The organism is Bacillus sp. A260 (genome assembly GCF_009861435.1).
GTDB lineage: Bacteria > Bacillota > Bacilli > Bacillales > Bacillaceae_G > Bacillus_A > Bacillus_A cereus.
Genome location: NZ_CP046398.1, coordinates 2,186,694 through 2,211,196 on the forward strand (window position 1 = coordinate 2,186,694; position 24,503 = coordinate 2,211,196).

A 24,503-nucleotide genomic window follows, 5' to 3' on the forward strand; every position below is an offset into this window, starting at 1 on the left:
CAGCTATCTTTTTTCGATTAAAGTGGAGGTAAATCAATCTTACCTTCTTCAAATAATTCTTTTATCATATGCTTCGTATAACCAGCGGCTTGACCAAATGTGATTTTTGCTGGCATTGGTGCTTCGTTAGCATCTACAACTACATCAATAATACACGGTTTATTTTGTTTTACTGCATTTTCGAAAGCGGGAAGGAGTTCATCTAAATTCTCAACACGGTATCCAATACCTCCACACGCCTCTGCATATTTTGCAAAATCAGGGTTCGTTAAATCTGTTTCGAATTCGATATTACCCATAACTTCTTGCTCGAATTTAATCATCGCAATTTTATTATTGTTTAATACGACGACAACGATTGGCAATTTATATTTTACAGCTGTTACGAAGTCATTCATCGTCATTCCAAATCCGCCATCACCACAAACTGCAAATACTTGTTTATCCGGGAATGCAATTTTTCCAGCAAGAGCACCAGGTAAACCGCAACCAAGTGTTGCGAGCCAGCTAGAAATGACAAATTGCTGGTTTGTCATACGGAAGTGTCTTGCGGTCCATACTGTTACATTTCCGACATCGACTGATAGAATTGCGTCATCATGTGCTACTTGCTGCAGAGCATGCATAACGCGTTGTGGTTTAATTGGAATGGAAGAGTCTTCTTCTTGATCGTGTAATTTTTCTTCCCACTTTTTCATCATTTCTTGGTGATGTTCTAAGAAGGAATGGTCTGTGTGTTCTTCAACATTTTCAATTAACCATCGTAATGTTTTATCAGCATCACCAGCTAAACCAATATCTGTCGCATAACGTTTCCCGATTTGGGCAGGATCTGTATCGATATGAATTGTTTTTGCTTTTTCAGGTAAGAAGCCGGTGAACGGATAAGAAGTACCGACCATAATTAAAGTATCTGCATGCTTCATTGCTTCATAAGAAGGTTTCGTTCCAATTAATCCTAATCCACCAATACAAAGAGGGTGTTCATCAGGAATAATTCCTTTAGCTGGTAATGTAAGTACGATTGGAGCACCAATATGTTCTGCCAATGCAAGTAAAGATTCTCTCGCATGTTTTGTTCCTTTTCCAGCTAAAATCACAGGCCTTTTCGCTTCATTTATTGCGAGTTTCGCTGCATCTAAATCGTTTTTTTGTGGAAACAACTCAGGCAAAGTAAAAGAAGTATTTGTAACACGGGCACCATTTTTTACTTCGAATTTAGGGACATCATCTGGAATTGTAAGAACGGATACACCTTTTTTCGTATAAGCCATTCGAATTGCTTGATTCACTACGGCAGGTAGTTGCTCTGCTGACATAATACGCTGGTTATAAACCGCAACATCATCAAACATTCTTTCTAAATTTACTTCTTGGAAAAAGTCCGTTCCAAGTAAATCGGTTTCTACTTGACCTGAAATTGCTAGAACAGGGGCTTTATCGAGTTTCGCATCATATAAACCATTTAATAAATGAATAGCACCAGGTCCTGCAATTGCCATACAAACGCCAAGTTTTCCTGTTAATTTCGCATAGGCAGCCGCTGCTAATGCACCAGCTTCTTCATGGCGAACTTGAATGAATTTAATTTTATCTTGTTTTTTTCTTAAAGCTTCAATGATAGAATTAATGGAATCTCCAGGCATGCCGTATATGTGTTCTACTCCCCAGTCAATTAATAAATCAACTAATGCTTCACCGGCTGTTTTCCCAAACATAATTGTTCCTCCTTATAATAGGTAGATAACATTATGTTTTGGAAAAATAGGAAAAATATACAAATAAGAAAATTTATCTGGTTATTTGTAATCCAAGAATCAGTGTGGGAGGAACAAAAGTTTCACTTTAGCAACTTTAATGATGACCAGCGAATAAAGTGAACACTGTTATTAGTAAAAAACCACTAGTTGCCCACATTAGAAATGTAAGGAAAGAGAGCTGTTTCTTAGCTTTCCAAAGCATTTCATGAATTGTGACATATCCAAGTGAACCAATAGCACTTCCCATAATGAGGCCTTGCAGGTGAAGAGCTTTTCCTTCCATCAAAATGCCAAAAACTGTGCCAGTACCGAGAATAAGAGAAAGTAATAAAGTCGTTAATAAAAAGGAAATATATTTATGTTTTGTAAAAAGAAATGGAATAATTAAAGCTAATCCTTCTGGAATATGGTGAACGACGATTGCTATTAAAAAGGGAATGGCAGAGTCATTATGATTTATAAAAGCTGTACCTAACGCAAATCCACTCGGTATATTATGAATAAATATAGCGAAAGAGAGAAAAAGAAAGGTTTGCCATGCTTGTTGATCTTTTTTATGTATCATTGGATGGTGACAATAGTTATCTAATAAGCCCATAACTAAAATACCGATAGCTATACCAAGTATAGGTCCAATCATTTCATAGCTTGAAAATGTTTCAGGAATAATTTCAAGTGACAATAACCCAAACAAAATACCGCCACATAATGCGTATAAACGATGCATCTTTTCTTCAATGAGTTGGCGTGTTGCTACTCCAACAGCACCGCCTAATAGTAATCCACCGAACGAAAAAAATGTTACAATCATTGGGATCCATAAACGTTCCATAGTATCACACTCCGATTCTATTCCCTTATTTTTAGCTTACGAAAAGAAAAGTTAGATTAGTCCAAGTAATTGTGTTTGAGTATAGAGAAAAAAGTAGTGATTCGTTATAATCTATATATTAAACTTAAGTGAGGAAATGAAAAGGGGAATTGGTTATGCAACAAATTAAAAAAATAGGAAACTCATTTTGGTATATGACACCTGTTTCTGAAACAGATAGACCTATATTAGGAATGGTTGTTGGAAAAGAAAAAACGTTAATGATCGATGCAGGGAATTCAGAAGAACATGCACAATTATTTTTAGAAATGTTAAAAGAACAAAATGTATCAAATCCTGATTTTGTAGCACTAACGCATTGGCATTGGGATCATATTTTTGGATTATCTGTATTACGGAATGCATTAACTATTTCGCACGCTGAAACGAAAAAAGAAATGCAGACAATAGTATCTTATGAATGGACAGATGAAGCGTTGGATGCACGCGTAAAAGAGGGTACTGAAATTGAATTTTGTGCGGATTGCATCAAGAAAGAGTTTGAAGAAAAAGCGAGAAATATTAACATTATTCCTCCGGCCTTAACGTTCCAGGATCAAATGGAATTAGATCTTGGTGAGGTGACATGCGTGTTAAAACATGTGGGCGGAGATCATGCACATGATTCAGTTGTTATGTACATAAAAGAAGAAAAGATATTGTTTTTAGGGGACTGTATATATGCAGATATTTTTTCCTCGAAGTGGAACTATACGACGAAAAGAACGTTTGCATTAATAGATGAATTAGAAAAATTTGATGCTGAGACATATATTCTTTCTCATGGGGAAGCGATAAATCGAGAGGAGTTTTTACAAGAGATTCGCATGTTAAAAGCAGTAGGAACTTATACAGAAGCTCATAAGGGCGATGAAGAGAAGATAAAGGCAGCGTACAAACAAGAACTAGATAGAGAATTAAATGAAGATGAGTTAGAAAAAATAACGTATTTTGTCAATGGTTATGAAATGAATAATCTGTAAGACACTACATTAATCAAATATAATTAAATTGCACAAAAAGAGTATTGAAATTTAATTCAATACTCTTTTAAATATTAAGTCCCAAGCAATTTCTAAATTTTTTGGCTGGTTCATCATCTGGATTTATACCACTTTCAAAACTGGTAGTGAAAGGTAACCACTGCCAATCTTCGCATCCTACAAAAGCTATTCTTGACCAATTCTCAATGAATTCAATGAAATTATTCGCAATCTTATACCCATGTCCTTCTCCATCGTCGTGGCTTAGGTAAATTATTGGAGCATCTATATCATCTTTCATATCAAATGCTAAATAATCTCCATTTCCCACTTCACAAAATGCTAATTTGTTGTGCCAAACTACATCATATTCATCATCTAAATTTGAAAAAAACTCGTCAACCAAGTCTTTACGTTCTTTTTCGAATTTAGAAAGACTTTCTAAACTCCAGTGGGGTGTTCCGCAAAAAATATCAGTAAATTCATTTGGTAGCTCTACATCGTCAGGTAAAAACCAGCGTAAGCTAAAATTTCCTGAGAACTCTAAAAGTACTTTTTTGAAGCTATTTGGTAGTTTAATATCCAGTTTTTCTTCTACTTGGATTATTTGTTCAAGGGAAGATGGTTCATCTATACAAACTTCTTGAACTTCACCACCTATGTATTTAATTCTAGAAGTTATAATTTCTATTCGTTCTTTTAGTAACTCATAATCCATCTTATCACCTCATGTTATATTAATTAAAGTATATCATTCTTAATAAATTTTTTTCGTGTTATTGAGGTTTCAAGTAGCAGCTTTTTTAGCTAATTTAGTAATATATTCAAAGAAAACATCGTGTTTTACATCGTAAACGACATTTACAGGTCGTCCATCAGCAGTTTCCTCTGTACGTCCTTGGCTTGGTCCGTATGTATGAACGATACTATTAATTGTTTCAGTTTTTGCAAGGTTAGTGTTTCCGACAAGCGCGGTAGTTAGTACATCCCATAAATAGTAGGTAGAGTTCGTTGAGAAGTGAACGAGAGGGGGAACCATTGCATAGCATTGACCAAGGAAATCCATACCAATATACTTTCGTTCTTTTGCCCATTGTTCACGTATGTCTATAGTTAACGGAACTTGGTTTGTACTTTCTAGTGTCACTAAGTCGATTTTAATTTTTGCATCCCATACACGAGCCACTGCTTCAGGGTCCCAAAACGAATTCCACTCAGATGTTCCATCATGCTCTGGTTCATGTACATTGCCTGCTGTAAGAAATGTACCACCCATCCAAACGAGACGTTCAATTTTATCTTCTATGATGGGAGTTTCATATAATGCACGAGCAAGGTCAGTTAGGGGCCCGGTAAATAATAAAGTTGTTTTTCCTTCCGTTTGTAGAAGTGTTTCTATTAAATGGTGATGTGCAGGCTTTGCCACCACGGGTGTTACAACTTTTCCAGACTCATTTAAAATTGGTAGAGCATCTACATAAAATGCATGCATCCGCCAGTCTTTTGGAAACGGGTTTTGCCCGCGAGAGTTTGAAGCGGCTACTGCAATATTACCTTTGCCGAAGCGATCAATAATTTTACGACTTGCAGACATTGCGGGTTCTAAATAGCAGTCTGCTGGGATAACAGATACACCGGTAAGTTCAACGTTTTCCATTTGAAGTAATAAAAATAATGAAATTAAATCATCTACGCCGCCATCATGATTGAAGTACACTTTTTTCTTCATTGTAATCTCCATCCTATATGATTTAGTTAGAAATTAAATATGAATTGAGGAGAAGTCATCAATAATTTCCACCACTTCAATTTCTCCATTAATCAGTAGCTCAGGAAGTTCATTTCTAATATTTCCTTTCCAATACTTTCTAGCTTGTTCGATTTTTTGAGAAAAAGGAATACCATCTTCTTTTGGTAAAAGATTCCCGTCACCTTCAAAAGAACTTCCGATTACTCGTAGTTTAACAATCTGTAAAACTTCTCGATTGTAAGAATCAAATAATGCTTTCCATTTTAAAGCATCTTCATAGCTTTTTGCAGCGTATAAACAAGATAACCTGGAAGGATATTCAGGGAATTCTTGTAGTCTAACCATTTCTACAATGGTTTCTCTAGCTGCTCTAATTGTTTGATCCATATAACTTATAACTACTTTAGCATTTTCATTATTTATATGTAATTCGTCATTTTTATAGTGATTATTTAAAATTTGTATGCCATCTTCACCATTAGCATTTAATTGTTCTCTTTCAAAAAAGAAGTGATATAGAGTATTGTGTTGATTTTTGTTAAAAGGAATCATTTGTCCGATATGCATTTTTTTCCTTGTTACGATGTGATATGCGTAAAATTCTGTTTCATTCATGGTTATCCTCCTAGTAATAATGTAATGCAATGTTAAATTTAGTAATTCAACATTGAAATATATAAAACCTTTATAAGTAAAAGTGAGAATTTGAGTTGAAAGTAAAGAAAATACATGAAAACGTTTTAAATTTGTTCACAAAATGTTCACTTACGAAGGGGGTTCCAATGTCGATATAATGACAAAGACTCAAAGAGAGAGGATGATGAAATTTGCCAACAACAAGAAAAGAAAACCTCCAATTTGGCATGATGATGTGCCTTGGAATGGTTATCGTAATGACGTTTTACAATTTACTAATGAATGAAACAGGAGGACCAATTTATATTAAAGAGATTGCATTAGAACTATTAATTGGCTTTATTATTGCGCTATTAATTGAAATAAGTATAGTTGGACCTTGTGCGAAAAAAATTGTATTCATGTTGCCATTTGATAAATCTAAGAAAATAAATATTATCGTTGCGATGGCGACAACTATGGTAATCGGAATGGTGTTCTTTATGTCATTTTTCGGTATGGCTATGATGCATTTACATGGTGGACTACAAGGAGCTTCATTTGTTTCAATTTATTTTTCGATTTTTATTAAAAATTTCATAATGGCATATCCATTACAATTAATTATTATGGGACCGCTTGTACGTTTCTTATTTGCAAAGTTTGTTATGAAAAAGAAATCTTTTAATGTAGCGTAATTTTCATTTATAAAACAATATATATAAATAAAAAACACATCTCGCATTTTTGAGGTGTGTTTTTTTTCATTCCAAGTTATTTTCATAGTGATGTGACATTTGTCCTTTTGTCATTATAGGATGATGGTTTTTAATTAAGTCAGAAATAAAGGATGAGGAGATGATTTTTTGAAAGGTATTCTATTTGCTGTTTTTGCGGGGATATTTATAACACTTCAAGGAACCTTTAATGCGAAACTTAGTTCACATATCGGTATATGGTCGACGAGTATTATAACCCATTTAATTGGATTCATTATTGCAACAACTGTATTTTTGTTAAAGAAAGAAGAGAAAGTAACGGATTTAAAGAGTGTAAAAAAAATATATTTAGTAGCGGGTGCATTTGGTGGATTCATTATTTGCGCAGAAACTATGGCGATATATTCACTAGGAGTTACATTGACAGCTGGCACACTAATGGTTGCTCAATTGTTAACGGCAACAGTTATTGAAATGAAAGGACTGTTTCATATAAAAAAGATACAGATGGAGAGATATCATATTGTGGGAACAATAGTAATGATTATAGGTATTGTTGTATTTAATATGTAAATGAAAGGAGGAAATGAATATGGAGAATAGATCAAGTTTAATTACGCATTATTTGAAAATCAATAAAACGCTCGAGGTTTTTTCAGAAATAGATACAGCATATTTTCAATTAAATCACTTTGAAAAAGGCGAGCTTATTTGCAATATAGATGACGAAATGGATCGTTTATATTTTGTTGTTAAAGGGAAAGTAAAAGTTTATACGATTACACCTGAAGGGAAGAAACTAATTCTTCGCTTTATCAATCCATTGGCCATTGTTGGTGATATTGAACTAATTCAAAATAGCAAAGCACATAATGTCGTTGAGGCTTGTTCAGATGTTGTAGCAATCTCTATTTCTAATACGGTTATTAGAAACAAGTTATTACATGATCCTATATTTATGAAGTTCTTGCTTGAAAACATTGCCAACACGTTAAAAATATCGACTCGTTTTACTGCTCTTAATTTACTTTATCCTGTAGAAGTACGTGTAGCTAGTTATTTGCTTTCAATTTCAACAGATAGTAACGGGAATATGTATAAAGGGGATTTGGATGCAACTTCAGTAACGAGTATTGCAGATTTTATAGGGGTAAGTTATAGGCACGTAATTCGGGTATTACAAAGATTTTATAATGAAAAACTAATTGAAAAGAGTAATGGAGTTATTGTAATTAAAGATTTTTCTAGAATGAAGGAAGTCGCTAAAGATAATATATATGAGCAATGAAAGGGAGAGGAAGATTTTGATTGGATTTAGTTTAGCTATATTAGCAGGAATATTAATTAGCGTACAATCTGTTTTTAATGCAAAAGTAAATGAAAATGTAGGACAGTGGTTAACAACTACATGTGTCCTTGGAATAGGTCTCATTAGTTCTATTCTATTTTATATCATTACAGAAAACAGTATTAGCATTAAAGTGTATACTGCAAATTATTTGTTTTATGTAAGTGGACTGTTTGGCATCGGGTTAATTATTTGTATAATGGGTGCAATAAAGAGTTTAGGTCCAGCATATACGGTGCTAATTAGTCTTATTACTCAATTGGTCGTTGCGTTATGCATTGATACATTCGGATTATTTGGAATGGAGAGTGTTCCATTACAAGTAAATAAATTAGTTGGTATAGGTTTATTAATTGTGGGAGTAGGAATTTTTAAAAATCTATTTTTGAATAAGAAAGCTATTCTTATAAATGAGGATAGTGTCTAAAGAATATAAAGGGAAAAAGTGTAAATGGTCAGAACTTATATATTTAGATAGTAATAAGTGAGCGATGAGGAGAGAAGATAAATGAATCAGTTAATGTTGCAAGATGGTATACACTATTTGAAAATCAATGGGATTATGCATTGGTGTAAAGTTGCAGGGACAGCTCATAATACAGTCCCTCTTATTATAGTACATGGTGGTCCAGGTGGTAATCATTATGTATTCGAAAGAACGCTTGGTTTGAAGTTAGAAGGAAATATGACTGTAGTTTATTACGAACAAAGAGGTTGCGGACGAAGTGAGGCACCACAAGATGACGGTGAGTACTCAATCAATACTCTAGTCGAAGATTTAGAGGAATTAAGAAAGCAATTACATGTAGAGAAGATAAATTTGTTAGGCTACTCTTTTGGTGGACAACTTTGTTTAGAGTATGCTTTGAAATATTCGAAAAATGTTGAACAAATGGTATTACAAGCACCATCGTTAGATGATTTTAATGATATGTATACTGTGCAGATAGAAGGTTTTCTACAAGTAACGAAAGGGGAAATGAAAGAACAAATATTGAAAATAAGTAAGTCGAAAATTGCGCTAAAAGAAAAATATAATCAAGTTTGGAGTATAGTTGATACAGAAAATGTAGATCGACTATTGTTTAAAAATGAAGAATTTGCAAAGCTAAATAGAAGGTTTTGGGAGGAAAGTCAGTTAAGTAATACAGGGAAGATGAGCAAAGTTATTTTTGGAACAAAAGCATCTTTACCGCTTATTGAGCGTATTAAAGGTTTAGAAATTGATACGTGTGTCATAGTTGGAGCGCATGACTATAACACGGGTGTAGGAATGAGTTATAGAATAACGAGACAATTGAAAAATGGTAAACTTGTTATATTTGAAAATAGTGGACATTTCCCAGATATCGAGGAGATGGATAAAGTCTGTGAAACGATTATTGAGTTTTTGGAACAAAAGGGGGATATTAAGGTCGAACCGAATTAATAGAGTTGAATTGGCTATTGGGATATTAAATCATGTAATATGCTAATTGTTTACTTGTAATTGAGGAAGAATCAATTAGTGTATTTGGAAAATAAGTAAAAAAGATCTCGTAAGGTGGAGGTCTTTTTTACTTATTATTTAATATTTTGAACTTATATGAACTGAAGTAGAAGAGTATGATAAGCACTTTCAGGGAACGAGAATATAACCGAAAATAAAATATTACTAAACATATATAACTAATGAATACAATGTCTTTTTCAGTTATTAAGTTGTAAATCATTTTATGATAAAATCTTTTACATAATTTAATAAAGGGGTAGTATTCAATGGGTTATTTCTCAAATGGTTTATTAGTTTTGTTTGTGCTAATCGTATGCAGTTGTATATTTTTTGGTTGATAATATAATGAGAGTCTTATATAAAAGAAGTTATCTTAAGTGAGATAACTTCTTTTTACTTTATATTGAGAAGGAATTCTATCTTTCTTATTGAAGTTTGTTCTAGTTATTTTTACATCAATCAGATTTGTGTAAAGGGAATTTTATGAAATATAAACAAGCCAGAGAATAGGGAATATTGACATGGAAAATAGTATACGCTACATAAGTGAACATCCTACAGATTTTAATGGATTATTATCCTTATACGAATCTTTAGGATGGAATTCTCTTAAATTAACGGTTAACGAGTTAGAACGAATGTGTAAGCAAAGTTGGTATGCAATTTATGTTTTTGATGATAAGAGGTTAGTAGGGATGGGGCGTGTCATATCAGATGGAGTCATAACAGGCATTATTTGTGGAGTTGGTGTATTGCCAAAATATCAGTCTAGTGGCATCGGAAAAGAAATAGTGAAACGATTAATCCAACACTGTGAACAAAACAAGGTTATTCCACAACTTATGTGTGTAGAAAAATTGCAATCTTACTATGAATCTATAGGGTTTGAAGCATTCTCTATTGGGATGACAAAACATATTATAAGATAGAGGTGCTTTATCCCGCTATTTGCCGAGTAGTAAAAGCCCCACGGATTAAAGTTTCACTTTATATTTTCAGTTTACTCGTACATATTTTCAAACTTCAACATAAAGGAGAATGGCTGTATGGAGATTGCTAAAGGGATAGAAATGTTACAACTTGAATTTCAAGAATTTGTTATTCATCCAATTCTTTTATGGGATGATGAAATGGCAGTATTAATAGATACGGGTTTCCCAGGACAAATTGAAGATATACAAGTAGAGATGGAAAAGGTTGGGGTATCATTTGATAAGTTAAAAGTCGTGATTTTGACGCATCAGGATATTGATCATATAGGTAGTCTTCCGGAGTTGTTGCAGCGCTGTCGAAGTAATATTAAAGTTTATGCGCACGAACTAGATAAGCCATATATCGAGGGGGATTTACCTTTATTGAAGGACGGAAATGTAGAGAACCGACCAAAAGGAAAAGTGAGTGATACTATGATTGACGGGCAAGAACTTCCGTATTGCGGTGGAATACTAATTCTTCATACTCCAGGGCATACCCCGGGTCATATTAGTTTATATTTGAAACAAAGTAAAATTCTTGTTGCAGGAGACTCTATGTATAGTGTGAATGGGATGTTAGGAGGAATTCACGCCCCAACAACTATAAATATTAAGGAAGCACAGCAGTCTTTGAAGAAGTATTTAAATCTAGATATTGAATCTGTAGTTTGTTACCATGGGGGATTAAGTAAGGGGAATATAAAGATTCAACTTCAAAATTTATAAAAGTCGAAGATAATAATTTTTAGATAATGGATGCTAAATTATAAAAAAACATGTTTGAAAAAAATTCAAACATGCTTTTTTATTAAAGGAAATCTGTTTAATATGAATGACCTAATCCGTTCCAATAAAAAGAAACGATTTCTTGTGCTAATTCATCTATATTTGCAAGAATAGGATTGTGATTTTCATCTTTAAAATTCCCAATAGATAATAAAGATACGAAAGCATGAGCCGCAAATTTAGCGTTTCCTTTCGGAATTTCTCCGATGTGCATCGCATTATCGAGTGCTTTTTCTAGTACTTCATACATATTATCTTCAGCATTTTTTAATTGTTTCAATTGTTCTTCAGATAACGACAGTTTTGCATCTTTCATAAAATTTTTCATATCAATATCCATCGTTGCGTGTAAGTAAACTTTAGCGAAGTCTAATAATCTTTCTTCTAAAGTTTTGTTTGTAGAGAGTATTTGAGACATATTCTCACGTATACGTACCATCATTTCGATCATAGTAGCGGTAAATAAATCGGCTTTTGTTGAATAGTAATAGTAGACAGTTGCTTTCGTAACACCACAAACTTTTGCGACCTCATCCATAGAAACGACTTGATAATTTTGTGTAAGAAATAAGCGGGTTGCTACTTCTAAAATGGTTTCTTTTGTAGATTTTGTATTTTTATTTTGACGCGGCCTTCCGAGAGGACGTTGTTTTTGTTCCAAATACATTCGCTCCTGACATTTATGATTGAGATAATTATAACATAATTTTCAATCATTCTTGATTAATTAACCGACCAGTATATATAATTAATAATGGAGGAAAAAAGGAAGGTGGGTTTTTATGAAAAAGCACCCGTTACATATGTTAGGGAGGCTTGTAGCAGGGAGAAATACGCAGTGGATCACTTTATCGGTGTGGGTTCTTATTACATTATTACTTTCATTTACGTTACCACAAGTAAACAGTACGAAAGAACCGAATCCGAAAAATTTACCTGAAACAGCTATGTCACAGCAAGCGGAAGCGCTTATGAAAAAAGAGTTTCCGAATAATGCAGGGAATCCATTGTTAGTAGTATGGTATAGAGATGGTGGATTACAGTCACAGGATTATAAACTCATACAAGATGTTTATAAAGAGTTAAAATCTAGTCCTTTAAAAGAACAATCAACGTTACCACCATTTGATACAATCCCAGAGCAAGTATTATTAAAAAGTGCGTCAAAAGATGGTACATCATTTGTTACACCGGTATTTTTTAATAAATCTGCTGGTACGGATATATTAAAAGGAAATCTTGAAGAGTTTAGAAAAATAGTGAATAGTAAGGTGGATGAAGATCCATTTAAACAAAAAATAAGTGAATCTGGTTTACATGTTCGATTATCAGGACCTGTAGGTATTCAAACGGATGCAGTTAGTTTATTTAGTCAAGCAGATGTGAAATTGTTAGTGGCTACTGTACTACTAGTGTTAGTTTTGTTAATTTTACTGTATCGTTCACCAATTTTAGCGATTTTACCTATACTTGTTGTTGGCTTTGCATACGGTATTATTAGTCCTACACTCGGTTTTTTAGCTGATCACGGATGGATTAAAGTAGATGCCCAAGCGATATCAATTATGACAGTATTATTGTTTGGCGCTGGAACGGACTATTGTCTATTTTTAATTTCGAGATATAGAGAGTACTTGTTAGAAGAAGAAAGTAAATATAAAGCATTGCAGCTTGCGATTAAAGCTTCTGGCGGTGCAATAATAATGAGTGCGTTAACTGTTGTACTTGGATTAGGAACATTACTACTTGCTCATTATGGTGCCTTTCATCGATTTGCAGTACCATTTAGTGTTGCTGTATTTATAATGGGAATCGCGGCTTTAACGATTTTACCAGCACTATTATTAATTTTCGGTAGAATTGCATTTTTCCCGTTTATACCGAGAACAACTTCAATGAATGAGGAGTTTGCAAGAAAGAAAAAGAGGGCTGTAAAAGTTAAAAAATCAAAAGGCTCCTTTAGTAAAAAACTTGGAGATATTGTAGTACGAAGACCATGGACAATAATTATGCTAACTGTATTTGTATTAGGCGGATTGGCTTCATTCGTACCACGTATTCAATACACATATGACTTATTAGAGTCGTTTCCAAAGGATATGCCTTCTCGTGAAGGGTTTACGTTAATTAGTGATCATTTCTCAGCTGGTGAACTAGCACCAATAAAAGTTGTTGTTGATACGAAAGGCAAAGAGCTTCCTATTAAACAAGAACTAGAGAAATTTTCTTTCGTAAATACAGTGAAAGAGCCAAAAGAGGGAAAAGAAAATAAGCAAATACAAATGTATGAAGTTTCTTTAGCGGAAAATCCATACGCAATTGAAGCATTAGATCAAATTCCTAAATTGAAAAACAGTGTGGAAAAAGTATTAAAAGATGCTGGGATTAGTAATGCTGAAGAGCAATTGTGGATTGGTGGAGAAACAGCTTCATTATATGATACAAAGCAAATTACGGAACGTGATGAATCAGTAATTATTCCAGTAATGATTAGCATTATCGCTTTACTATTACTTGTCTATTTACGATCGGTTGTTGCAATGGTTTATTTAATTGTAACTGTTGTCTTATCATTCTTCTCAGCGTTAGGAGCAGGATGGGTATTACTTCATTACGGTATGGGAGCGCCGGCCATTCAAGGTGCGATACCGTTGTACGCATTCGTATTTTTAGTTGCTTTAGGTGAAGATTATAATATTTTTATGGTTTCAGAAATATGGAAAAACAGAAAGACACAAAATCACTTGGATGCAGTAAAAAATGGTGTAATACAAACAGGTAGTGTTATTACATCGGCAGGTTTAATTTTAGCAGGAACTTTTGCAGTGTTAGGTACACTTCCAATTCAAGTATTAGTTCAATTTGGCATTGTAACTGCAATTGGCGTATTACTAGATACGTTTATCGTAAGACCGTTACTTGTACCCGCGATTACAGTAGTTTTAGGCCGATTTGCTTTTTGGCCAGGTAAACTTTCAAGAAAGAGTGAAGAAATACAAAAGGTGGATGCATAGTTAAAAAAGCCAAGGATATTTTCCTTGGCTTTTTTCAATGTAGTTAATTAATTTTTTGAAGTCAAACCATCAGCTGCAGCGTGATCAGCATCTTCAATTGTTGTTTCGGGCATCCCGTATAAGCCGTTCATTGCTTGTTCTTCGATAGTAAGATTTGCAGTATTATTATTTTGAATAGATGTAGTGTTTTCAGTAACATTTTCTTTTTTATTCATATTTTTGTTATTCATGTATGTATCCTCCAAATTTCATTTGATTTATCTATAGTATGTGGATGGATTTCCAGAAATATGTGAATTGATTCTTACATATGTTATATAATTAAATGAATAATTAGGGTGAGTTGTAAACTGTTAGGAGTGAACAAGTATGGTAAGAGCAAGGGAATTAGCCTTCTAAAATAAAAAGAAAATTTTAGGAGGCTATTAGAATGAAGTTTCATGTAATTGATAGAGAAGATTGGAATAGAGAGCGGTATTTTGAGCATTATTTTAAGTTGAAATGTACATTTAGTATGACTGTGAATGTTGATATCACGATGTTATTAGAGGAAGTATATCAAAAGGGAATAAAATTTTATCCCGTTTTTATATATTTAATTTCTAGAGTAGTAAATAATCATAAAAAATTTCGAACATGTTTTAACGATGAAGGAGTTTTAGGCTATTGGGAGGAAATGATACCGAGTTATACAATCTTTCATAAAGATGATAAGTCTTTTTCAAGTATATGGACGGATTATTCAGGTGATTTCCGCACTTTCTATAAAAATTATGAAGACGATATGAGATGCTATGCTAGTGTTCATGGTTTTTTCACGAAAGAAAATATTCCGCCTAATGTATTTCCAATTTCTAGCATACCTTGGACTAGTTTTACTGGATTTAATCTTAATATTAATAATGATGAAAATTTTCTATTGCCAATTATAACTTGTGGGAAATATTTTAACGAAGGAAACAAGGTTATGCTACCAGTTTCATTACAAGTACATCATTCGGTTTGTGATGGATATGATGCGAGTCAATTTATAGAAGATTTACAGCAGTTAAGTAATACTTGCAACGAGTGGCTTAAGTAATATCTAATTTTTAATTATATAAAGTGAAACTTTAATCAGTGGGGTGTCAGCCCCCGCTGATTATTAGCCCGAACCCCAACTAACTTCTTTGCTTTCGCTGAATTTTGAGGTGGGGGTCTTACTGCCCGGCAAATAGCGGGATAAAATTGAAAATGAATAAAAGAAGAGAACATGTTTATATTACATGGTCTCTTTTTATTATTCATTAATACTAAGTAATCGTGGAAAATATAGGGTGATTTGTAGTTTAATAGTAAAGAGGGTGATTAGTGTTAATTTTCTTTGTTTTTAAAAATTTAAGGATATAAATGTTTTAATAGGGGGTAATAAAGTGAAATTCATAAGCATTGAAAAAGATGAGATCCTAATTGGGAATATGGCAAATTTGTATTGTAAAGTATTTGAGAAAACAAATTTCAATGAAATGATCGAGCGAATGAATAGGCATATAGAATATACAGGTTTTAAAGGTATAGTAGCAATAAATGATGAAAATGAAGTAGTTGGTTTTACTTATGGTTATCGCTCAATGGAGGGACAGTACTATAATCAATTAATGAGAGAAGCGTTACATCTAGAGCAAGTAGACGAATGGTTACAAGATTGTTTTGAATTTGTAGAGTTAGCAGTCCACCCAGAATATCAAAATGAAGGTCTTGGAACGAAATTACATAATGAATTACTAGAAGGGATTCCAAATAGAACGAGTGTTTTAACAACACAAATAAACAATGAAAAAGCACGTTCGTTATATGAAAGATTAGATTGGGTAAATGTATTAGAACCATTTCATCCAAGTAAAAATGATGTTCCATATGTAATAATGGGAAAAGCATTAAAAACAAAAGTGAATTGATAATTATGCCATTCACAAAAATGGTTGGTTTGTAATAATGAAGGGGAAAACGAAAATGACGAAAATATCTATAGAAAAAGCTACAATTTTAGATGCTGAGAAATTAACAGAAATAATGAAAAGAACATTTGATGCAGAAGCAAAACAATGGCTATATGGCCAAGATGATGTCATTGATTATAACATTCAACCGCCAGGATATTCTTCAGTTGAAATGATGGAATATTCCATTGAAGAATTGGATTCTTTCAAAGTTGTAATGGATAAAGAAATAATCGGAGGGATAATAGTTACGATTTCTGGTAAGTCGTACGGTCGAATTGATCGTATTTTTGTAGATCCTGTTTATCAAGGAAAAGGAATTGGATCACATGTTATGAAATTAATAGAAAAGGAATATCCGAACATAAAGATTTGGGATCTCGAAACATCTAGTAGACAAATTAACAATCATCACTTTTATAAAAAGATGGGTTACCAAATGATTTTTGAATCGGAAGATGAGTATTGTTACGTGAAAAGAATAAAAACAAGCTCAAACAAAGCGAGTGTAGTTACAAATAAAGATATGAAAAATAGTCAATACGAAAACTGTAATTTAGCAAATACAGAGTATTATCAAGTGAATTTAAAAAACAGTTCATTTGTTGGTAGCAATATAATGAATATGAATATGAGTAATTGTAATGTAAGTCAATCCAAGTTTAGAAATATAAATTTTAGATGGTCATCATATGCAGATTTAAATCTTTCTGGTAGTAAATTTAATTTGGTGACTTTAGGTGGAGTGCAATTTAAAAATACAAGTCTTGGAGATGAGAAGGAACCTATTGTATTCGATAAATGTGATTTGGAATGTAGCACTATAAGTAATAGTAATCTGAAAAATATTGAAATAGAAAATTGTGATATAGTCGGCATGAAACTAAATGGTATTTTAATTGAAAATTTGCTTGATTTATATAACAAGGTGAAAAGTTAACCAAATCCATATCCATATAGTCTTTAATCTTTTTGGAAATTAAGTATTATATCGAAATAATTATGTAAAAATGACATAAAGAAATCCGGGCGAGAAGGTCATTCGTGAACGTTTCTAGAATAACACACAAATATATTGTTATTTATATGGAGGAGAGAAAGATGGGAATCAACGTTAGAGCAGTAGAAATACAAGATGCTAGAGCAATTCATCGTATATGTATACAGGATGACGTTTTACCGTATATGGTTTTCTTACCTAGCATGCGTGTAGAGGCTATGGAAAATAGAATTCGAAATTTAGCACCAAATCAATTTGAATTTGTTGCAGAATATGATGGAGAAGTTGTTGGGTTTGTAGGTTTAACACAAAGTCCGGGCCGAAGATCTCATTCAGGCGATTTATTCATTGGGGTAGACAGTGAATATCATAATAAAGGAATTGGGAGAGCACTTCTTACGAAGATGCTTGATTTGGCTGATAATTGGTTAATGTTAGAGAGAGTAGAACTAGGTGTATTAGAAACGAATCCAAAAGCAAAAGCTTTATATGAAAAATTTGGATTTGTAGAAGAGGGAGTAAAGATAGGGAATTTGAAAGCTCATGGAAAGTTTATTAATGAAATTATGATGAGTCGTTTTAGACCGAATGGTTTAATTGTACATAATGAATAGTTAAAAGCATGACAGTATACTGTCATGCTTTTTTATTAGAACTTGGCTGCAATAAAAATAATACTAAACCAATAAAAATAACGGTAATTCCTAGTCCTTGTTGTAAAGAAATGGTCTCATGTAATATAAAGTACGCTAGTATACAAGTGCCAATTGTTTCACCTAAAATACTCATTGAAATTACAGTAGCACTCATCCATTTTAATAACCAATTAAAAATGGTTTGTCCTAAAATTGTAGCAATGAAAGCTAATCCAATAAAGCACAACCAAGTTTGTGTAGAGTAATGGATGAAAGATTCTTGTTGCGTGAAAGCAAATATGCCAAGAAAGCCAGCACTACTTCCATAACTAATTACTGAATAGGGTATAAGTGACAAATCTTTACGAACGTGTTGGCTAATGAAAAAATAAGCAGTAATGATACCGGCAGCAATAAATGCTAAAATATCTCCATATAAAGCTTCTCCACTAATTTGGAAATCTTGCCAGCCAATGATGATACTACCTGAAATAGCGATGAGGCAACCAATAACCGCTCCTTTCGTAAATCTTTCCTTAAATAAAAAATAACCACCAATCATTGAGAACAAAGGTTGTAACGTTACGATAACTGTAGAGCTTGCTACAGAAGTATATTGTAATGATTCAAACCATAGTACATAATGTGCAGCTAAAAATAGCCCAGATATGAATCCGAATGTCCATTGTTTTTTCGTTAAAGTTTTTAGCTCATTTCGACTATTTTTATTAAATAGTAATAACGGTAACAGGATCAGTGTGGCAAAGAATAATCGGTAAAAAGCAATGATTGTCGCAGGAGCATCTGCCAATTTTACAAAAATTGCTGAAGTTGATAAGGCGAATACACCAAAAAATAAGATGAAATATGAAAGAATAGGTGATTTCAAAGTTTGTCCCTCCTATAGAATGTTTATTATAATAAACTTAATACGATATAATGTACAAAGGTAAGTATATAAGTCCCGGAGATAATAGGAAAGGATTATTTGCCTTTGTTTAGTATGTCAGCACAAAGACAATGAAATATGCATTATGATGGATGAAAGGAAGTTTTACTATGATACATGATAGGCTTGGACAAACAGTATTAAGTTATCGTAAGAAAAATAATATGACAATTCGTGAATTCGCTGATTATGCAGGAATTAGTACATCACTAATTAGCCAAATTGAAAGAGGACATGCTAATCCTTCTTTAAATGTTTTGGAGTTAATTGCAAAAGCATTAAATGTACCGCTGTTTACACTTTTTATTAATGATATCGATACAGATTCGCTCATTTCTAAGAAAAAAGATCGAAAAAAAGTATATCGGGAAAACAATGATCACATTGTATATGATGTATTAACACCTGATTTTATGAAAGCACGTATTGAAATGTTAATGATGGATTTAAATAAACGAGCAAACACAACAGAAAGCCATTATTCCCATGAAGATAAGGAAGAGATTGCTGTTATTATGAAAGGGGAAGTGTATGTGGAATTGGAGGGAAAAGAATATTATTTAGAAGAAGGCGATGTTGTACGTATTCCACCGAATGTGAAGCATCGATTTTTGAATAAAAGTGATGAATCGAATCACATTTTATTTGTACTGACACCATCTTTAGGATGAAAATATAGTGATTTTTAATAGGGGAGAAAGAAAATGGAAAAAAGTATTTTGAAAGGCGGTCTTTCAATTATTTCTCAATGTAAAAAAGAAACAAATGATATTTGGCATGCACATTTTGGAGCAGCTGCAATTGCTAGTTATTTTTTTATGAAAGATAATAATATTGATGAAGAAACAGCTCGTAATATGTATTCGCAAACAAGGATGATGCTGAACAAGAAAAAAATTGGTGAGATGATTGATGATAAAAAAGAAATAGATTTTAAAATTGCGGAAAATATGATTATAAAATCTTTAGAACAAACGATTGATGAGCTTCATTGGGTGGGGCATAACGTCATTTATGCGTCATTAAGTTTATTAGCTATGAAAGAGCTACAAAAATGGGGTAATAATCAAGCAATTGAAGGGATTACTACTCTTATTTTATCATTTCGAAAAACAATTCCAGGTAGATCGTGGATTGGTTATACGACGAAAGAAGTAAAACAATTAAGTTTTGAAGAGGAGATACAAAGTGAATTGAGTAATCCAACACAAGTATCTCAGTTCATTTTAAATGAGTTATCGAAATTTAATAGTATTTATCGAGCGGAATCACATCATGATTTAATTGGGCATTTGCTTACATACTCCCACGCAATTAATATAATGTACGATTTAGGACATATAGATATATTTCAACGAGGGATACGTCCGCTGTTAAAACTAGTATACGTACTAAGAGCTAGCCAAAAGCTCAAGCTGAATACGGAAGTAACTTTACACTCACCTATAGATCGATTACCTTTAATTCAATCTAAACGTGCAAATATTTTACCAACTGAAAATATATTTTGGATAAAAGACTATAGTGAATTCGATTGGGATTTTGGTCATGTATTTAAATTCTCATATAGTTATTTTAATCATATACAGAGAGCTCCAAATTATAAAGATATCACATTAGAAAAATTCCGTTATGTTATTCATTCTTAATGAACGCTAATGATCTGTAAAAGGATGTTTAATCTAGTTTCTTTTTTTGTTAGTAGTATATTATTTTTTCAAATATGTAAGATTTTACATGCGTATTTTACTTTTACTAATTATGTAAGTAGGCTATACTGAAATACATACATTTTATTTTTGGAGAGATGTAAAACGACATGGAACTAGCGAAATTGGAAAAAGTAATTGAAATAAAAAAAGAAGAACTTTTATATTTAGTATCGGATTATGGAATTCAACATGAAAAAGTATTGGCATTGAGTCAAGAACTAGACAAATTAATCAATTACTTTATGTTTTTAAAATAAAGAGAACTATGACGGGGTTTGTAAATGTTATAGTTCTTTTTTATTAGGTAATTTGAAAATATATTAAAATATATTGTCTAATTTCTTACAGAATGCGCAACTTGCTAGTCGAATATAAGGACTTTTGGTTATAATAAAAAGGAATTATTAATTGTATCGGTTAGGAGCGCAGCACATATGAAAACAGTTGTTGTTATCGGTGGAGGTATAACGGGACTTTCTACTATGTTTTATTTAGAAAAATTAAAAAAGGATTATAATATCGATTTAAATTTAATTCTTATTGAGAAAGAAGAGTATTTAGGTGGTAAAATCCATAGTGTGGAAGAAAAGGATTTCATTATGGAGTCAGGAGCGGATTCAATCGTTGCTCGTAATGAACACGTTATGCCACTTGTAAAAGATTTAAATTTAGAAAATGAAATGGTATATAATGAAACGGGTATTTCTTACATATATTCTGAAAACATGTTACATCCGATTCCTTCTGATACTATATTTGGGATACCGATGAGCGCCCAGTCGTTGTTTAGCAGTACGCTAGTCTCAACGAAGGGGAAAATCGTAGCTTTAAAAGATTTCATAACGAAAAATAAAGAGTTTACGAAAGATACATCACTTGCTTTATTTTTAGAAAGCTTTTTAGGGAAAGAGTTAGTGGAAAGACAAATTGCTCCTGTGCTTTCAGGTGTATATTCTGGTAAATTGAATGAGCTTACAATGGCATCTACATTACCGTATTTACTGGATTATAAAAATAAGTATGGAAGTATTATTAAAGGTTTTGAAGAGAATAAAAAACAATTTCAATCAGCAGGAAATAAAAAATTCGTATCATTTAAAGGTGGACTATCTACGATAATTAATCGCTTAGAAGAAGTGCTGACTGAAACTGTCGTAAAAAAAGGTGCTATAACGACGGCTGTAAGTAAACAAAAAGATCGATATGAGATTTCTTTTGCAAATCATGAAACAATACAAGCTGATTATGTTGTTTTAGCAGCTCCACATGATATTGCACAAACTTTATTACAGTCTAATGAGTTAAATGAGCAGTTTAATACATTTAAAAACTCATCTCTTATAAGTATTTATTTAGGATTTGACATACTAGATGAACAACTACCAGCTGATGGTACGGGGTTTATTGTAACGGAAAACAGTGATTTACATTGTGATGCTTGTACATGGACAAGTCGAAAGTGGAAACATACATCGGGTAAACAAAAATTATTAGTTAGAATGTTTTATAAGAGTACCAATCCGGTATATGAAACAATCAAGAATTACAGTGAAGAAGAATTAGTACGAGTCGCTTTATATGATATTGAAAAGAGTCTCGGAATTAAAGGTGAACCAGAAGTAGTTGAAGTTACAAATTGGAAAGATTTAATGCCGAAATATCATTTAGAACATAATCAAGCGGTTCAAGCATTACAAGAAAAAATGACGAATCTTTATCCAAATGTATATTTAGCTGGTGCCTCATATTATGGTGTTGGAATTGGTGCGTGTATTGGAAATGGAAAGAATATAGCCAATGAAATAATGGATACATTAAATAAATAATACTGTAGAATAAATAAAAACTGTCCCTTCAGCAAAATGGAGGAACAGTTTTTATTTATTTTATTTGAATGGAAATTGTATTGTTTTTTACATTGTTTTCTTTTATTGTTAATATTATTTCTCCAGACTCTTTAAATGAATACGGTGATAGTTGATAAATATCTTTTATATCAAGTTTTTCTTGTAATTTATTTACCGGTATTGATACGATATTTGGCTTCCATGTTTCTTGTTTTCCTGAAGGATATTCTATAAGTATTACCGGATTTTTTAACTTTATTGTTTTCCAAGAGACGAAATATAGTTGTACTTCTGTATCTTTTTTTAATAATTCTTCGGAGAAATAACCGAATTCGCCTACATTACCGAAAACAGTATAGTTTTGATTTTTTAATTTAATATCTAAATAACTAGGTTGATATGTTACTGCATGATAAGTTCCATATGAAAGTGAGAGTATGGCAGCGATTAAAATACCGATTGAAAATGTCTTAAAGCTATTGCCTTTAAAGCTAGTCATCATGAATGAGTTTGGTGTAAATTTTTTTGCGAATAAAAAAATAAGTAATATGAGTAAGAGGGATAAGCCGATGAATATATACATAGATTTTTACACCTCCATAGCGTAAAATGGATTAACTATATTTTACCATAAATGTATGGGTTAGGGTGGTTGTTTAGAAGGGAAAAATGAAGAAACAAATTCTTTACAGTTCTTGATAATTTAAAATTTGATTTATGGAAATTATAGCGTCATGTTTGAGTCCCAATCAGAAGGTATCCAATTCGTGTATATAGAATAAAGAGGGAATGCGCCATTAGAAATGTTTGACTTATGGAACAATAAGGACTTTACTAATTATACATATTTTTTCTGATATAATGAATGAGTAGAGAGAAAGGAGTGATCCTATGGCATTTCCTATATTAGAAACAGAACGCTTACGTTTAGTTGAAATAGAACAATCTTATTGTCAAAAAATATATGAAATCTTTTCATTGGATGAAGTGACGTGTTATTACGGTATGAATTCTTTTACGGAGTTTGGACAAGCTTCACGTATGATCGAATCTTTTTCAAAAAATTACTTTGAGAAAAAGGCAATACGATGGGGAATTGTGTTAAAAGAAACGAACGTTTTAATAGGAACAATTGGACTAAACAATTTACAATTATGGAGTAAACGATCTGAGATTGGATATGATCTGCATCCTCGTTATTGGGGAAATGGTTACGCTTCGGAAGCAGCTCGAGAAATTATTGATTATGGATTTAAAGATTTAGGTTTGTTTAGAATTGGAGCTATTACATATCCTGAAAATGATACTTCTTGTAGAATGTTATCTAAAATTGGCTTCCAAAAGGAAGGTCTATTGCGTGGATATATTCATCAAGGAAATAAGCAACACGATGCATTATTGTATTCTATAGTACGAACTGATATTGAGAACATAAATTTATAATAAAAAAAACCTCTTAATTAAAAGAGGTTTTTTTTATTATAAATTAACCTAATTTAGGTAATAAACGTTCTCCGCTTTTCATGCTACTTTTACATAAAGGGCATTTAGGCTCTTCTTCAAATGAAAAGTTCTTTCTCATCCATCCTAAACAATCCTCTGATTCACATTCCCAAACAGGGGTTTGTTCTGGTGGTACTTCTGCTACATCGTTCTTTCGATTGCGATACATGTAACCACTCCTTTTATGTAAAAAATTTTAGTTATATATTAAAAAGGTTGTTAACCTTGCTGGTAACAACCTTTTTATTGTTTGAATTATAGCTTTACAACGTTTTTAGCTTGAGGTCCGCGGTTACCTTCTTCAACTTCGAAGCTAACTTCTTGACCTTCGTCAAGAGACTTGAAGCCGTCGCCAGTGATAGCTGAGAAGTGAACGAATACGTCGTTACCGTCTGCAACTTCGATGAAACCGAAACCTTTTTCGCTGTTAAACCATTTTACTTTACCTGTTAATGTCATGGTAATGCCTCCTAAAAGTAGAAAAATTACAATATGATCGGCCTTATTTGAATGAAAATAAAAGTTCACATATTATCAAAAATCCATAAGGAGTACAAAATGTCCCT

At 32.5% G+C, this 24,503-nt stretch carries 29 protein-coding genes; 18 read left to right on the plus strand and 11 right to left on the minus strand.

Annotated elements, in window-relative coordinates; translation table 11 throughout:
- Nucleotides 1-17: 17 nt before the first annotated feature.
- Nucleotides 18-1,718 carry a pyruvate oxidase gene (locus GD442_RS11150; protein ID WP_000467241.1) on the minus strand — a complete coding sequence of 567 codons (1,701 nt, stop codon included), beginning with the start codon at nt 1,716-1,718 and terminating at the stop codon, nt 18-20.
- A gap of 136 nt (nt 1,719-1,854) precedes the next feature.
- Nucleotides 1,855-2,592, minus strand: a complete 738-nt coding sequence (locus GD442_RS11155; protein WP_000440615.1) for a ZIP family metal transporter — start codon at nt 2,590-2,592, stop codon at nt 1,855-1,857.
- Between the two features lie 155 nt (nt 2,593-2,747).
- Here GD442_RS11155 and GD442_RS11160 point away from each other — a divergent pair, with 155 nt between their 5' ends.
- Nucleotides 2,748-3,614: an MBL fold metallo-hydrolase gene (locus GD442_RS11160; RefSeq protein ID WP_001184098.1), complete on the plus strand. Its 867-nt coding sequence runs from the start codon at nt 2,748-2,750 to the stop codon at nt 3,612-3,614.
- A gap of 67 nt (nt 3,615-3,681) precedes the next feature.
- Here GD442_RS11160 and GD442_RS11165 read toward each other — a convergent pair whose 3' ends face one another.
- The 3 genes from GD442_RS11165 to GD442_RS11175 form a co-directional block, all read right to left on the minus strand.
- Nucleotides 3,682-4,332, minus strand: coding sequence for an SMI1/KNR4 family protein (locus GD442_RS11165; RefSeq protein ID WP_000384347.1), 651 nt, complete (start codon nt 4,330-4,332; stop codon nt 3,682-3,684).
- A gap of 69 nt (nt 4,333-4,401) precedes the next feature.
- Complete coding sequence (locus GD442_RS11170) at nt 4,402-5,355, minus strand: nucleoside hydrolase (RefSeq protein ID WP_002041101.1); 954 nt, start codon at nt 5,353-5,355, stop codon at nt 4,402-4,404.
- A 21-nt stretch (nt 5,356-5,376) separates the two neighbouring features.
- Entirely contained in the window at nt 5,377-5,979 is a 603-nt protein-coding gene (locus GD442_RS11175) for a DUF2441 domain-containing protein (protein WP_001005956.1), read from the minus strand.
- Nucleotides 5,980-6,191: 212 nt separating this feature from the next.
- On the opposite strand from GD442_RS11175, the gene GD442_RS11180 reads away from it, so the two are divergent.
- From GD442_RS11180 to GD442_RS11210, 7 genes are all read left to right on the plus strand, one after another.
- Nucleotides 6,192-6,677: a DUF2798 domain-containing protein gene (locus GD442_RS11180; protein ID WP_001143404.1), complete on the plus strand. Its 486-nt coding sequence runs from the start codon at nt 6,192-6,194 to the stop codon at nt 6,675-6,677.
- 168 nt (nt 6,678-6,845) lie between these two features.
- A complete protein-coding gene (locus GD442_RS11185; RefSeq protein WP_000676258.1) occupies nt 6,846-7,271 on the plus strand; it encodes a DMT family transporter in 426 nt (141 codons plus the stop codon).
- A 19-nt stretch (nt 7,272-7,290) separates the two neighbouring features.
- Nucleotides 7,291-7,986, plus strand: a complete 696-nt coding sequence (locus tag GD442_RS11190; RefSeq protein ID WP_000431609.1) for a Crp/Fnr family transcriptional regulator — start codon at nt 7,291-7,293, stop codon at nt 7,984-7,986.
- Nucleotides 7,987-8,002: 16 nt separating this feature from the next.
- Nucleotides 8,003-8,473, plus strand: coding sequence for a DMT family transporter (locus tag GD442_RS11195; RefSeq protein WP_000579028.1), 471 nt, complete (start codon nt 8,003-8,005; stop codon nt 8,471-8,473).
- A gap of 81 nt (nt 8,474-8,554) precedes the next feature.
- On the plus strand, nt 8,555-9,475 hold the full coding sequence (locus GD442_RS11200; RefSeq protein ID WP_001072682.1) for an alpha/beta fold hydrolase: 921 nt from the start codon (nt 8,555-8,557) through the stop codon (nt 9,473-9,475).
- A gap of 584 nt (nt 9,476-10,059) precedes the next feature.
- Nucleotides 10,060-10,467, plus strand: a complete 408-nt coding sequence (locus tag GD442_RS11205; protein WP_000431726.1) for a GNAT family N-acetyltransferase — start codon at nt 10,060-10,062, stop codon at nt 10,465-10,467.
- Between the two features lie 117 nt (nt 10,468-10,584).
- Entirely contained in the window at nt 10,585-11,238 is a 654-nt protein-coding gene (locus GD442_RS11210; RefSeq protein ID WP_000401476.1) for an MBL fold metallo-hydrolase, read from the plus strand.
- Nucleotides 11,239-11,335: 97 nt separating this feature from the next.
- Here GD442_RS11210 and GD442_RS11215 read toward each other — a convergent pair whose 3' ends face one another.
- Nucleotides 11,336-11,959 (minus strand): TetR/AcrR family transcriptional regulator, encoded by a 624-nt coding sequence (locus GD442_RS11215; protein WP_000436025.1) that lies wholly within the window; start codon nt 11,957-11,959, stop codon nt 11,336-11,338.
- A gap of 121 nt (nt 11,960-12,080) precedes the next feature.
- Here GD442_RS11215 and GD442_RS11220 point away from each other — a divergent pair, with 121 nt between their 5' ends.
- Entirely contained in the window at nt 12,081-14,312 is a 2,232-nt protein-coding gene (locus tag GD442_RS11220) for an MMPL family transporter (protein WP_000716593.1), read from the plus strand.
- A 47-nt stretch (nt 14,313-14,359) separates the two neighbouring features.
- On the opposite strand, the gene GD442_RS11225 is transcribed toward GD442_RS11220, so the two are convergent.
- Nucleotides 14,360-14,542, minus strand: coding sequence for a DUF4021 domain-containing protein (locus GD442_RS11225; RefSeq protein ID WP_001060658.1), 183 nt, complete (start codon nt 14,540-14,542; stop codon nt 14,360-14,362).
- A 200-nt stretch (nt 14,543-14,742) separates the two neighbouring features.
- Here GD442_RS11225 and catA point away from each other — a divergent pair, with 200 nt between their 5' ends.
- The 4 genes from catA (at nt 14,743) to GD442_RS11245 (ending at nt 17,905) form a co-directional block, all read left to right on the plus strand.
- Nucleotides 14,743-15,393, plus strand: a complete 651-nt coding sequence (catA, locus tag GD442_RS11230; protein WP_000668540.1) for a type A chloramphenicol O-acetyltransferase — start codon at nt 14,743-14,745, stop codon at nt 15,391-15,393.
- A 331-nt stretch (nt 15,394-15,724) separates the two neighbouring features.
- Nucleotides 15,725-16,249, plus strand: coding sequence for a GNAT family N-acetyltransferase (locus GD442_RS11235; RefSeq protein WP_000668806.1), 525 nt, complete (start codon nt 15,725-15,727; stop codon nt 16,247-16,249).
- A gap of 37 nt (nt 16,250-16,286) precedes the next feature.
- Nucleotides 16,287-17,231: a GNAT family N-acetyltransferase gene (locus GD442_RS11240; protein ID WP_002025165.1), complete on the plus strand. Its 945-nt coding sequence runs from the start codon at nt 16,287-16,289 to the stop codon at nt 17,229-17,231.
- A 161-nt stretch (nt 17,232-17,392) separates the two neighbouring features.
- Nucleotides 17,393-17,905, plus strand: coding sequence for a GNAT family N-acetyltransferase (locus tag GD442_RS11245; protein ID WP_000512619.1), 513 nt, complete (start codon nt 17,393-17,395; stop codon nt 17,903-17,905).
- Nucleotides 17,906-17,927: 22 nt separating this feature from the next.
- Here GD442_RS11245 and GD442_RS11250 read toward each other — a convergent pair whose 3' ends face one another.
- The gene (locus GD442_RS11250; protein WP_000841810.1) at nt 17,928-18,815 is read right to left on the minus strand and encodes a DMT family transporter; all 888 of its coding nucleotides are present in this window, start codon (nt 18,813-18,815) and stop codon (nt 17,928-17,930) included.
- A gap of 170 nt (nt 18,816-18,985) precedes the next feature.
- On the opposite strand from GD442_RS11250, the gene GD442_RS11255 reads away from it, so the two are divergent.
- From GD442_RS11255 to GD442_RS11270, 4 genes are all read left to right on the plus strand, one after another.
- Nucleotides 18,986-19,546, plus strand: a complete 561-nt coding sequence (locus tag GD442_RS11255; RefSeq protein WP_000581032.1) for a helix-turn-helix domain-containing protein — start codon at nt 18,986-18,988, stop codon at nt 19,544-19,546.
- Between the two features lie 33 nt (nt 19,547-19,579).
- Nucleotides 19,580-20,524 carry a hypothetical protein gene (locus GD442_RS11260; protein ID WP_000415696.1) on the plus strand — a complete coding sequence of 315 codons (945 nt, stop codon included), beginning with the start codon at nt 19,580-19,582 and terminating at the stop codon, nt 20,522-20,524.
- Between the two features lie 170 nt (nt 20,525-20,694).
- Entirely contained in the window at nt 20,695-20,844 is a 150-nt protein-coding gene (locus GD442_RS11265; RefSeq protein WP_000417698.1) for an aspartyl-phosphate phosphatase Spo0E family protein, read from the plus strand.
- A 177-nt stretch (nt 20,845-21,021) separates the two neighbouring features.
- Nucleotides 21,022-22,413, plus strand: coding sequence for a protoporphyrinogen oxidase (locus tag GD442_RS11270; protein WP_000860352.1), 1,392 nt, complete (start codon nt 21,022-21,024; stop codon nt 22,411-22,413).
- Between the two features lie 55 nt (nt 22,414-22,468).
- On the opposite strand, the gene GD442_RS11275 is transcribed toward GD442_RS11270, so the two are convergent.
- A complete protein-coding gene (locus GD442_RS11275; protein WP_000275240.1) occupies nt 22,469-23,017 on the minus strand; it encodes a hypothetical protein in 549 nt (182 codons plus the stop codon).
- A gap of 308 nt (nt 23,018-23,325) precedes the next feature.
- On the opposite strand from GD442_RS11275, the gene GD442_RS11280 reads away from it, so the two are divergent.
- Nucleotides 23,326-23,877 carry a GNAT family N-acetyltransferase gene (locus GD442_RS11280; protein WP_000885397.1) on the plus strand — a complete coding sequence of 184 codons (552 nt, stop codon included), beginning with the start codon at nt 23,326-23,328 and terminating at the stop codon, nt 23,875-23,877.
- A gap of 43 nt (nt 23,878-23,920) precedes the next feature.
- Here GD442_RS11280 and GD442_RS11285 read toward each other — a convergent pair whose 3' ends face one another.
- Both GD442_RS11285 and cspD read right to left on the minus strand, forming a co-directional pair.
- Nucleotides 23,921-24,106: a cold-shock protein gene (locus GD442_RS11285; protein ID WP_000286203.1), complete on the minus strand. Its 186-nt coding sequence runs from the start codon at nt 24,104-24,106 to the stop codon at nt 23,921-23,923.
- Nucleotides 24,107-24,192: 86 nt separating this feature from the next.
- Nucleotides 24,193-24,396: a cold-shock protein CspD gene (gene cspD, locus GD442_RS11290; RefSeq protein ID WP_000176366.1), complete on the minus strand. Its 204-nt coding sequence runs from the start codon at nt 24,394-24,396 to the stop codon at nt 24,193-24,195.
- Nucleotides 24,397-24,503 lie beyond the last annotated feature (107 nt).